Origin of the sequence: Dehalobacter sp. (assembly GCA_023667845.1) — a bacterium.
Classification (GTDB): Bacteria; Bacillota; Desulfitobacteriia; order Desulfitobacteriales; family Syntrophobotulaceae; genus Dehalobacter.
The window spans coordinates 1-11445 of the sequence record JAMPIU010000198.1 but is presented as its reverse complement, the minus strand read 5'-3'; the positions used below and the strand labels follow the sequence as shown (position 1 = coordinate 11445).

10 protein-coding genes are annotated in these 11445 nt (G+C 42.6%); 6 read left to right on the top strand and 4 right to left on the bottom strand.

Features of this window, described 5'->3' with window-relative positions:
• Nucleotides 1-1781: FtsX-like permease family protein (locus NC238_15960; GenBank protein ID MCM1567402.1), on the top strand; the 1781-nt coding region annotated here is incomplete at its 5' end.
• A 48-nt stretch (nt 1782-1829) separates the two neighbouring features.
• Here the strand turns inward: NC238_15960 and NC238_15955 are convergent.
• Nucleotides 1830-3953 (bottom strand): AAA family ATPase, encoded by a 2124-nt coding sequence (locus NC238_15955; GenBank protein MCM1567401.1) that lies wholly within the window; start codon nt 3951-3953, stop codon nt 1830-1832.
• A complete protein-coding gene (locus NC238_15950) occupies nt 3946-4797 on the bottom strand; it encodes a helix-turn-helix domain-containing protein (protein ID MCM1567400.1) in 852 nt (283 codons plus the stop codon). Before NC238_15950 ends, NC238_15955 begins: the two co-directional genes overlap by 8 nt.
• Before the next feature lie 1134 nt (nt 4798-5931).
• Between NC238_15950 and NC238_15945 the strand changes: the two genes are divergently transcribed.
• The 5 genes from NC238_15945 (at nt 5932) to NC238_15925 (ending at nt 10262) form a co-directional block, all read left to right on the top strand.
• On the top strand, nt 5932-6285 hold the full coding sequence (locus NC238_15945) for a hypothetical protein (GenBank protein ID MCM1567399.1): 354 nt from the start codon (nt 5932-5934) through the stop codon (nt 6283-6285).
• 1 nt (nt 6286) lies between these two features.
• Complete coding sequence (locus NC238_15940) at nt 6287-7003, top strand: hypothetical protein (protein MCM1567398.1); 717 nt, start codon at nt 6287-6289, stop codon at nt 7001-7003.
• Nucleotides 7004-7008: 5 nt separating this feature from the next.
• Nucleotides 7009-8289, top strand: coding sequence for a PfkB family carbohydrate kinase (locus NC238_15935; protein MCM1567397.1), 1281 nt, complete (start codon nt 7009-7011; stop codon nt 8287-8289).
• Nucleotides 8273-8941 carry a 7-cyano-7-deazaguanine synthase gene (locus NC238_15930; GenBank protein ID MCM1567396.1) on the top strand — a complete coding sequence of 223 codons (669 nt, stop codon included), beginning with the start codon at nt 8273-8275 and terminating at the stop codon, nt 8939-8941. Before NC238_15935 ends, NC238_15930 begins: the two co-directional genes overlap by 17 nt.
• A 118-nt stretch (nt 8942-9059) precedes the next feature.
• Entirely contained in the window at nt 9060-10262 is a 1203-nt protein-coding gene (locus tag NC238_15925) for an HD domain-containing protein (protein ID MCM1567395.1), read from the top strand.
• Between the two features lie 356 nt (nt 10263-10618).
• On the opposite strand, the gene NC238_15920 is transcribed toward NC238_15925, so the two are convergent.
• Nucleotides 10619-10858: a hypothetical protein gene (locus NC238_15920; protein MCM1567394.1), complete on the bottom strand. Its 240-nt coding sequence runs from the start codon at nt 10856-10858 to the stop codon at nt 10619-10621.
• Nucleotides 10851-11445: hypothetical protein (locus NC238_15915; protein MCM1567393.1), on the bottom strand; the 595-nt coding region annotated here is incomplete at its 5' end. The genes NC238_15920 and NC238_15915, both read right to left, overlap by 8 nt.

Genomic DNA, 11445 nt, shown 5'->3' with positions numbered 1-11445 from the left:
AGATCAAGGAAAGCCTGGGGATATCCGACGAGCGCATGGGGCGGAACGAGCGCCTGCTCGCCGTTATCGGGCAAAGCGATCACAAGGCGGCAGTGGGGCTGTACCAGGCGGGAGCGATCCTCTTTTTTATCGTCCTGGTTGCGGGCGTGGTAATGATTTACAACACTTTCAATATATCGGTCATGGACAGGATGCGCTCGTTCGGCCTTCTGCGGTGCGTCGGGGCGTCGAAAACGCAGATCAGGAGGCTGGTGAAAAGGGAAGGGTTTTTGCTGCTGCGCTGGGCGATTCCGGGCGGCGTGCTTCTGGGGATGGCCGCCACGCTCTTTTGCTCTGCGCTCCTTAAATTCTATAACAGCTATATTTTTTCCGAGATTCCCCTGTTTACCATAAGCCCCACAGGCATCCTGGCCGGTGTCGCCCTCGGCGTCCTCACCGTCGCGATTGCGACTATGCTGCCGGCGAAAAAGGCCTCAGGTGTGTCTCCTGTCAACGCCGTGACGGGAAACAGCGAAATCAGGATGCGAAAAGTCCAAAAAGGAGGAATCCTGACCAAGCTGCTGCCTGTTGAGTCGGCGATGGGGATTGGAAGCGCGGCCGCCCGGAAAAAAACGCTGGCCCTGATGTCGGCCTCCATTGCATTTAGCATTATGATGTTTCTCGGCTTCAACGTGTTTGTTGATTTCCTGCATACGAGCCTGAAGACAACGAAGCCGTATACGCCCGATATATCCCTGACCTCAGAGGAAAGCCTCAGCCCTGATTTGTACGGTCAGCTGTCGCACCTGCCGGGAATAAAGCACGTATACGGCAGGATGTTCGGCTATGTGAACGCGACCTTCGACGCGTCCCGGCTTACCGAAGAGTATGTGAAGGAGGTCGGCAGCATTGAGGTCAACACCGAGGGCCTCTTTGAGGCTCCGGAAAAATCATGGCTGATCTCTTATGACAAAAATCAATTGAAGTGGGCAAAAACGGACCTGTTGGAAGGCGACTTGTCCGAAGACACGCTCAACGCCCAGGACGGCATTATCGCCGTTTTGCAGAATATACGAAAGGGAGTCTCGGTCCGGACGGCGGAGCTCCATGCGGGGGACAAGGTTTATATCGACACTGTATCCGGGAAAAAGCCGTTCACGGTTATGGCCGTCCTTCGTACTGTGCCCTTTGCCGACAGCAATTTGAACCTGGCGACTTTCATTACGACGGAAAAGCAGTATACCGCGATAACGGGAGACTCCACGCTTAAAATCATCGATATTCAGCTGGAAAAGGACGGCCAGGAGGAAACAGTTTCTGAAATCAAGCGCATGATCGGGAGCAATATCACCTATCTTGATTCGCGGCAGAAAAACAGCGAGATGAACCAGACCTTTTTTACCATGGCGGTTTTCGTATACGGTTTTGTGGTGGTTATCGCGCTCATCAGCATCCTCAATATCGTCAGCACGATGAACACCAGCGTCACTTCAAAAATGAGGTACCTGGGCGTCCTGCGGGCGGTGGGCATGTCGGGAAAACAACTTAACCGGATGATCACGGCAGAGGCGTCGGCATACTGCATTACGGGCGCCGTCGCCGGGTGTATCCTGGGCATCCTGCTGCAAAAGGCGCTTATTACACAGCTTTTAACGTCGCTCAAAATAGTGTGGGTCTTCCCTCTGGTGCAAATCGTCTGCGTTTTCGCCGCCGCGCTTGTTGTGACCCGGCTTTCCGTCATCGGGCCGCTCAAAAAGATCAAGGCCAAAAGCATTTCAGAAAACATCGGCTCGCTGCAATAGCAGACAAATGGGGACGGTTAAGAAAGTGCCGGGATAAACCGGCACTTTTCAGCTATCACTTGCGCCAATCAGCCGGGTCAGTCCGCCGGTATAGGTCAAAGACAGCCGGTGCATGGCCCGGGTGCAGGCAATGTAAAGCAAACTGCGGTCGTATTCGCTGAAGTAGGTCTCGTTATTGGCCGCGGGTATGATCACCTGGTCAAATTCCAGCCCCTTTGACATTTGGACCGAAGTGATCGATACGCAGTTCTCAAAAGCCGCGCTTTCCGGCGAAATCAAATGCGCCTGGTACTTTCGGGACAGCACATCATAAAGAGCTTTTGCCGCGCTGTTCGTTTTCGTGATAATGCCCAGGGTGGCATGCCCGCTATTCTGAAAAGCGTCGATTTTTTTCTTTATCACCGCCAGTTCTTCCCGCCCGCTGCGGCAATAGACGAGGTCGGGAGCATCCCCATGGCGCTCGACCGCCTCCAGGGAAGCAACATTTTGGATACTTTTGGCGAAGGTGATAATCTCATAGGTCGAGCGGTAGCTCTTATTCAGTTCTACATATTCCGCGCCTTCATACAGCCGGCGCAGGTCTCCGAGGGTGTTTAAATGGTTTGGGTTGATAAACTGCCCGAAGTCTCCCAGGATCGTTTTCCGGCACTTGAACAGGACATTCATCACCGCGTATTGGACCGGTGTGTAATCCTGCATTTCGTCGATAACCAGGTGGCGTATAAGCCGGCTCTCCCGCAAACCCTCGAAAGCGGCGTGGAAGTATATAAACGGGTACACGTCGGACCATTCGAGGGTTTTCTTCGCCGGCATTACAAATTTGTCTGCGATATTGTTCTGCTTATAAAAATCCTTATAGAGCGACAGGGTATTCTTCATCTTCAGCATCGCGGCCAGGCTTTTTAAGACGGCCCCGGCCTTTGGCAAAGGCTTCTCCATGAAGTAGTCGGTTTCATAGCGGTCAAGGATGTCTTCCGCAATCATCACCAGGCGCCCCTTGACCGGGAGCCTGTGGTAAGCGGCAAAGCGGCCCCGTATCCATTCACTTTTGGCGGAGAACCTGCCAAAAGTGCAGTCAGACGGCTCAAAGACGGCCTCAGGCATCCGGGCCAGGTACTCGTCCACCAGTATTTTAAAATCCAGTGTGGATTTGAAGCGCACCCGCTCCGCCCATTTGGGGTCCTCTGTTTCAAGAGGGTCCTTGTCGGCCTCGAAACGGATGACGCCCTCAAGCTGGACTCCGGCTATATCCGCAAAACTCATCCCGTAGACCGGCTCCTCGCCTAATTCGGGCAGGACATTGGAAATATAATCCCCAAAGACCTTGTTGGGAGACAGGATGGTCACGTTCTTCGCCGACAACCTGTCTTTATAGCGGTAGAGCAAGTAAGCGATCCGGTGCAGCGCGATGGAGGTCTTGCCGGAACCCGCGACCCCCTGAATAAGGAGGGTCTCCGCCTTTTCGTTCCGGATAGCTAGGTTCTGTTCCTTTTGAATGGTGGCGATGATGGATTTCATCTTCTCGTCCGAAGTATGGCTCAATTCACGCTGCAGAAGATCATCCTGGATATTAACCGAGCTTTCCAGCGCATATTCCATCAAGCCGTTCTTAATTTTGAACTGCCGCTTCCGGGTCAGCTCGCCGTCGATCCGTCCATCCGGGGCGTCGTATCCCGCCGGCCCAACCTCGCAATCATAAAACATGCTGGCCACCGGGGAGCGCCAGTCAGAAATGTGCAGCTCATTGGCGTGGCTGAAAGAAAACCTGCCAATGTAAAAGGCGGCGGGTGTTACTTTGGATGTCTCCCGAAAGTCAATCCGGGCAAAGTAAGGCGAGTCCAGTAGTTTGACGAGTTTATCCCGAATTGCAGACGCAGCGGCCCCCCTCTTGTCAATGCGCTTTAAAGCCATTTCATTTTGGAACATCTCGTGGGGGTCGATTTCACCGCGATGCTCTACCATGTACCGCTTGACATCCATATATTCTTCGCCGATATGCCCGACTGAATCATGCGCTTGCTTAATGGCCTTATCCAGCTTGCCCCTGATATCTTCAAGATGCGCGATTTCATCGGGAAAAGCCGGTGTTTCAACTGGTACTTTCTTTTTGCTTTCGTTAATACGGGCAGGCGCGTGAGGGTTGCGCCTGCCCGCTCGCTGTGCGTTAGTCATTTTTATTCTCCCTGGGCAAAACCATCCTTTGGGTCGGATACCCAAATTCCGTCAGCAGTTCCCCTTCGGCAAAGCCCAGCTCCTTGAGGGCTTTACGGTATCCCGTATCCGCTTTGTCGCCCTCCCGGAATGTGGTAATGCTGATTTCCTTATTCTTCAGCAGCTCGGTGAGCGCCACATGCAAGAAGTCCCGGGAAATATCCTGTTTCCGGTAAAGCGGGTGTACCGCAAGGAAATCTATGCTGCCGGTTTCGTAGTTAATCATCATGCCGCCGATAGAAATGCCGCCCTCGGTTATAAGCAGCGCGCCTTTGTTGGCAATATAGCGTTTCAGGACGGTTAAGTGCTCATCTTCTTCCAGGCAGGGGAACCCGTCAATGGCCAGACGCACCAGGTCCATCCATAACGGAATATCCGCTTCTCCGGCAAAGCGGATTTCTCTCGTGGAGTTTTTCCGCGCGTTTTCAAGGGATTCGCGCTGGTCTTTGAAGTTGTATTCCAGCTGCAACGGATAAAACACCTCATTTTTTCTGAATTGGTGAGGAGACTGCTTATACATGGCCTTGAACACATTGCTGAAAGCCTGCTGGCTGTCGTAGCCGGCCAGAATGGCGATGTCTATAATCGGTTTATCTGAAAAAACCAGCAGTTTGGCAGCTTCCGTCAGCCGCCTGCGCTGCGCGTAATCATGTATAGTAACCCCCACCGCGTCGGTAAAGATACGGTGCAGGTGGTATTTCGAGTAGTGTACCGCAGCGGCGACAATATCAAGGTCGATCTTTTCATTTGACAAATGTGTTTCAATATATTGAATTGCTGCTATCACTGTCTCAAGGTTTTTCATAGCGCCTCATTCCACATATACGTTAAATTGGCCGAATCAATTATATCAGATTTGAAGAGGCCGTTTTTAATCATTATTGCGGTCTGGTGCTGAGGCATATACTGTAGTCTATCATACATAAATAAATGAGCGAGAATTCTGAATACCAATAGGAGCAGAAAGCACCTGAACTTTAAGTGTACAAGCCATATGGTTTAAATAAATTAAAATAGCCTGGTTGCCGCGTAGTTTATGTCGGTCGACTTTACAGAAATAGAGAGATGGCTACTTTCCGAGGGGGGTACACACGGGGGGGTATGCAGACAGGCAGAAGGGTTCCAAAAAATATGGACAAAATTTAAAAACCTCGGTTATCGTAATGTAACTCAGCTTGACATAGTGGACTTTAAACGCTAGGCTAGCCAGAACTATAAGCCTCGTACTGTCCAGTTAAACCTCATACATCTATCAGTTCTTAAATGGCTCAAAGGTCTAGGTGAGATACCGGATAACCCTGTGAACATCAGGATTATAGGCTTTACCATAACTCCTCAAGTCTTACGTCATACCTTCGGCCACGAACTGACAGTTCGTAAGGTTCCCCTGGTTGTTATAGCTTGTTTAATGAATCATATGATAAGGGATTGCTCACTCATATAGATATGTTACTCGTTATACTATACCAGGGAACAGAGAACTGGAGAGAGCTATCGAGGAATTGTTGTGGACATAATTGGAATTTATCTTCGTAACGGTCTAGATCTTAGACAGTCATTGCAATAGGGCATTATTCTTGTCAAATTTAGTTCGCTCATCCTTCTAGAATATTGGCACATTTTTCACATTGATATTACCCCACATTATTTCAATCATTTGATCAAGATAAAAAGGGCCAAAAAGAAAACTAAACTCAGTTAATCTTTTGAGGTTCGCTGCCTGTTTGGATCCCATTGGTCAGGATGAATTGTAAACACAGAAATTAAATAAAAAACATTTACGAGTATTAATACTCCTATCTACCATACTATACTTTTCTGAAGAATTGTAATTAAAAATATTGTCGAATTATCGTATATATTGTAGTAAATTAAAAAAAGGTCTTTATTCTTAATTGCGGAAATTATTATTAATTAAATGGAAGGGGTTGTTATTGTAATGGGAGGTAGCGGAGGCGGATATGGTGGTAGTAGTGGTGGTTGGAGTTCTGGATCAGAACCTTGTTCAGGGCCTTTTTATTTTTCAGTTCTTATAACGGGAAATGCACAAAGTATTTACAGTTCCTGTGCTGTTAGCCAGGGGGTTTATATAAATGTTATAAAAGGTGCAGTCCCAGTATTGCAAGTTCTTAGAATAAGTGATGATTTTTATATTGGTGTGGTACCGCCATCTCAAAGTGGAGTAATAATAAGCTGTATTAACAATGGTTGGAGATATTCTGGAAGAATAAATAAAGTATCTGGAACACAGAATAACCCTGATATTCAAATCGTTTTAATGGGTGAAAAATAAAGTGATTACTGCTGTTTCGGCTGCCGAAAGTATACTTCAAAGATTATGGGAGTTATATGGAGCTAGAATAGAAGAAGAATTACCAAAAGTCGAGCGGGATAATAATAAGCTAATAGATGAATTCTTTTTTGTAATACTTGGAGGGTTTGGAATTAGCTATGAATTAAATATGTCCGCTCTAAAGAAATTAAAAGAGAAATCTTTTATAAACAGTTATCTATATATAGATATTGACATTATTAGAGCAACTGCAAATGATATTAAGCAAGAATTAAGTAAAAGTCAGTTTGAGCCAAAGACAAAAAACGGAGGGTACAGGAAATATAGATTTTTGGAATCTAAGCCGGTAACTGTAGCTGAAGCAGGATACTGGCTCTGGTCAGAATGTAACTGGGACATAAAAAGTAAATTAGATTTACTAGAACCGAATATGTCGAGGCAATGGTTGTGTAGGTGTCCTGGTTATGGCATGAAGTCTGCAAGTTGGTTTTTGCGAAATGTTGGCTATAACTTCGATTATGCTGTTTTTGATGTACATATAATTAGGTTCCTAAATAAAATTGGGATTGAAGTTCCCCTGAGAATGACGGATAAAGAATATTTGCTTTTAGAAGAAATATTAAGAAATATATGCTATAAGTTTGGCGCTAGATTGGGGGTATTGGACTATTTATTATGGTTATTGAGTAGAAATGGATATTTGTCTTTTGTGGGGTGATTAATTTGAGTTTGTCTATATATGGTGAAATTGCAAGGGATATATTAGTTTATCCGAACTCAATAATAAATAGAAGGTGGGGAGGTGCCGGGCTTTATGCTTCAATAGCTGCATCAAAGCAAGGTTTAAACCCTACCTTTTTAACGTTATATGGGCCGGAACTCCAAAATGAATATTCTCTTAGTTATTGGAAAGCAATGGGTATCTCTTTTGATTGTGCAAGATATATTGAAAATTATAACCATCCAAAATACCTTGTTACTGGTTTTGAAAAATATCAGCATAAAATAAGCAGGCCCATGACTACAGTAAAAACTGGGTACGACTACAGACCAATAATTCCAAGCGGAACAAAAGGGTTATTAATATTCCCAATAGACCATACACTACCTAAGTACTTGTGTGTAGATGGTAAAAAAGACGGTATCATAATATTTCTTGATCCTAAGCCAAATGAACACTCTATTAGTGAGGCAAAAGAATTATTACAATATTGTGATGTATTGTTAGTTAATGAGGATGAAATAAAACTATTATCAGAAAGTAGTAATCTTAACGAAGCCATTGATAAAGTTATTGCAACTGGTATTGAATATATTGTTGTAAAGAGAGGAAATAGAGGTTGTATAATTGTGAAAAATGATGGTTCTTCTTTTACCATACCTACATTCAGCAGTAATGTTGTTTGTACTCTTGGTTCAGGTGATGTATTTGGAGGGGCATTAGCATCTACGTTTCTTAGAACTAGTGATATTAGATATAGTGCAATTATCGCTTCATGTGTCGCAGCGAATTTTATTGAGAAAATAGATACAGAAGCTATTATAAGTCGAGAAGATGTAGAGGTAGACATAAAGACTAGAAAAGTAATTGAAATGCCCGAAGCAATTAATAAAACTATTTATCTGGCTGGGCCATTTTTCAGTGAACAAGAGTTATCCTGGGTAAATAAGATTTGCAATGTTCTTGAAAGTTCTGGATTTACGGTATTATCACCCTCAAGAGAGAATGGAATACTAAAGAAAAATGCTTCACCAGAAGATAAGGTAAGAATATTTAAGGCAGATATTGAATTAATTCAGAAATCAGATATTGTTGTGGCATTATTAGATCATGATGATCCTGGAACATGTTTTGAAATTGGATATTCCTATTCCAAGGGTTTTTTTACAGTAGGTTTAAATACTTCAAATAGAATACTAAACAATATGATACTAAATGGATGTAATGTAATATGTAATTCCATAAATGATCTTGTTGGTGAAATATATGATTGCCTTAAATAATAGAAAAGTTGTTTTATTGTATTCAGGCGGGATAGACTCCACTGTTCTGCTTTACTGGTTAGCAAAAAGAAATTTCATAGTATACCCCATGTTTATAAATTATGGGCAAATTTCTTTCCCGGGTGAGTTTGAGGCAATAAAAGTAATTCTTACTAGTGATCTTTTTAATAGATTACTCATATTAGATGTAAAAAAAATTAGGGATATAGGAACAGGAACGTTATGTGAGGATTACCCATCAGATTTATCATCCCGGAAAGAATGGTTTATTAAAGAATTTTTCCCTAACCGTAATTTAATATTAATAGCTCTAGCAGCCACATATTCATATAGGATAAAATGCAAAAATATCTCAATAGGTTTAGTTGGGCAAAATTCATACGAAGATACAAAAGAAAGCTTCCTTAATGAGATAAAAATTATATTAGGAATGTCACTAGGTAATTATGAAATTATAGCTCCTTTTACTGGACAACCGAGGGAAAAAGTTATTCAAGAAGCTGTGAGACTGAGAGTTCCCATAGAAAAGACTTTTTCTTGTAACAGTATGGGAGATAAGCATTGCAATTTTTGTACAAGTTGTTTGGATAGGGAAATAGCTCTTAAATATTGGAGAGAGTTACTAAACGATAAAAAAAATATTACTGTTTGATATAACTAATTAGTCAATAGCAACTGAAAATTTACCCATTATGCAAACGAAAGATATATAACTGGTACTGAGGGCATAACTGCAAATGTTATAAGTAATTAATCCGGGAAGGCGAAAAATGGTAATGATTGAAAAAGAAATTTTTGAGCTGTTGTACGATGCGGCAAGCATCCAACGGTGGAACGACCATATTAGGCCACATATTGGCTTTACGGAGCTCGATAAACAGGCCCACAAGATGGTGTTTGCCTACGTCCTAGCCAGGACGGAGGAAACAGACAGGGGTGTTTCAATAAACTGGAGGGGCATCATAGAGGGTGGTATTTTCGAGTTTCTTCACCGGCTCAAGCTTACCGATATCAAACCGACGGTTTACCACGAGTTGATGAAAAACAAGGGCTCCGAAATTAATACCTGGGTTTTGGAGAGGCTTTGGGATAATATAAAAGAACTGAAAAAACCGTTTGCAGATAATTTTAAGGAATACTTTTTCAACACAGGTTATTGTGCTCTGGAGAAAAGAATTTTAAAAGCGGCTCATTACCTTGCTACCAACTGGGAATTCGGCATAATCTACAACCTTAATTCAACCCTTTATGGGCTTGAGCAGACCAGGGAAAACATAGAAAACGAGATAGAAGAGCACTACGACCTGGCCGGAGTTCAAAAGATAAAGCTGGGGAAAAAGACACATGCATTTCTGGACATGGTCGGACAGCTGAGGTTCCAAAAAAGGTGGGCACAGACACCGAGGGTTCCGGAAACCTCTGTCTTGGGACACATGCTAATCGTTGCCATGTTTGCCTACCTGTTTTCTGCGGAAATAGAAGCGTGTGACAAAAGAATTTACAATAATTTTTTCGGCGGCCTGTTTCATGATCTTCCCGAAGTGGTTACTAGGGACATAGTGTCCCCAGTAAAAAGTTCGGTAGAGGGACTTGAAGAAATAATAAAGGATATAGAGAAAAGGCAGGTTGAGGAAAGAATCTTCCCCTTGTTGCCCGTGGCGTGGCACCAGGAAATTAAGTACTTTATTGAAAACGAGTTTATGAGCAAGATAATGAAAGATGGGAGAATAGAGTTCTTAACATCCAATGAAATTAACAACAGTTATGATCTTAATAAATGTTCCCCCTTGGATGGCCAGTTAATAGAAATCTGCGACAAGTTTGCTGCCTTGATTGAGGCTTCGATCTCGATATCCCTTGGCATCAAGTCATACCACCTTGAAGAAGGCCGTGCCCATGTCTACTCGAAATACAGTAATAGTAAGGTGGCCGGGATTGATTTTAAGCCAATGTTTGATCTATTCAAGGCTTAGTTAAATGTTAAATCAGCCCCCATTGTACCGGGGGCAGCCGTTTTATGATGGCTTCTACTTCCTTTTGGCCTTTTAAATATTTAACCTTAATGTGCATTGACGCTACATAAAACGTAGTAGCTTTTCAGACAATCAGAGGGATTACGGATAAACAAGAAAAAAATGCTAGAGATATAGGCTTATCGTTGTCAGTTTTCAGAGGTACCCAATCCCTAAATATATATAAAATGAGACTAACCTCGTTTATTTTAGAATTTCCAATACTAGGTCGATATATGACAGCATGATTTCCAAAAATGATTAATTTTTAATTCAAACCCCGCGGTTGCACGAGTTAAGGTGTCAAATGTTATTAGCTATCTATGCAATTTTTGTAGGTATTTTTCCCCTTTTTCTGTCACTATTATTTGACCTTTGTCCCTTTCTAGTCTTCCAATAAGAATATTTGCTTCAAGTATATCATCAAGAGTAATATAGCTACTGAAAAACATACTATTCATATGATTATCATTGATCTGATCAATTAACTCTTTTTTTGATAATCCTTTTCTTTTGACTGAGTTGATTAATTCTAATACTTTTAATAGTTCATTCACTTTTTATGACCTCCTCATATCTACTCTTAAAGAATGCAATTAATTCTCTATAAATTGCATCTCTAACATCTTGTCTTTCCTTAATATTCTCTCCTAATAAAAATACATGGAAAAACTGGTCCATTTTACTAGTTTCAAGTAAACTAGATAAATATGGAGAAAAAAAGCTAGCTGAGAAAGGTTGAAAACCATGGTCTGTTTTTTGGATAACTTTGAGCTTTGATTCACTATTTTCCTGTTCTATTACTTTAGGAGGTGTTCGAGAAAATAATGAAATAACTTGATATCTTTCATATACTTGATTATTGAACTTTGAGATGCTACCATCAGATAATGAAACTAAAATCAAACCACGCATTTTATTGTAAAATTGATTATAATCAGTTTCATTTATCTCTTTCGTAATTTGTTTGAAGAAACAATAATACTGGTCATGTCTTTTAAAAAATGAAAAAAGGTTTCTAGTTAGGGCTTGCTGAACAAGTTTTCTGATTTCGCAAATTGATCTTAGGCAACTGCATAACCTGTGCAACTTTGGCCACCAAAAGCTTCCAAGATGGTCCTTATGAAATGGCAATAAAGAAGCC

What these genes read in the sequence shown, in the direction of transcription:
- NC238_15955 (MCM1567401.1), bottom strand. Translation starts at nt 3,953, where the DNA reads ATGACTAACGCACAGCGAGCGGGCAGGCGCAACCCTCACGCGCCTGCC.
- NC238_15950 (MCM1567400.1), bottom strand. Translation starts at nt 4,797, where the DNA reads ATGAAAAACCTTGAGACAGTGATAGCAGCAATTCAATATATTGAAACA.
- NC238_15945 (MCM1567399.1), top strand. Translation starts at nt 5,932, where the DNA reads ATGGGAGGTAGCGGAGGCGGATATGGTGGTAGTAGTGGTGGTTGGAGT.
- NC238_15930 (MCM1567396.1), top strand. Translation starts at nt 8,273, where the DNA reads ATGATTGCCTTAAATAATAGAAAAGTTGTTTTATTGTATTCAGGCGGG.
- NC238_15925 (MCM1567395.1), top strand. Translation starts at nt 9,060, where the DNA reads ATGGTAATGATTGAAAAAGAAATTTTTGAGCTGTTGTACGATGCGGCA.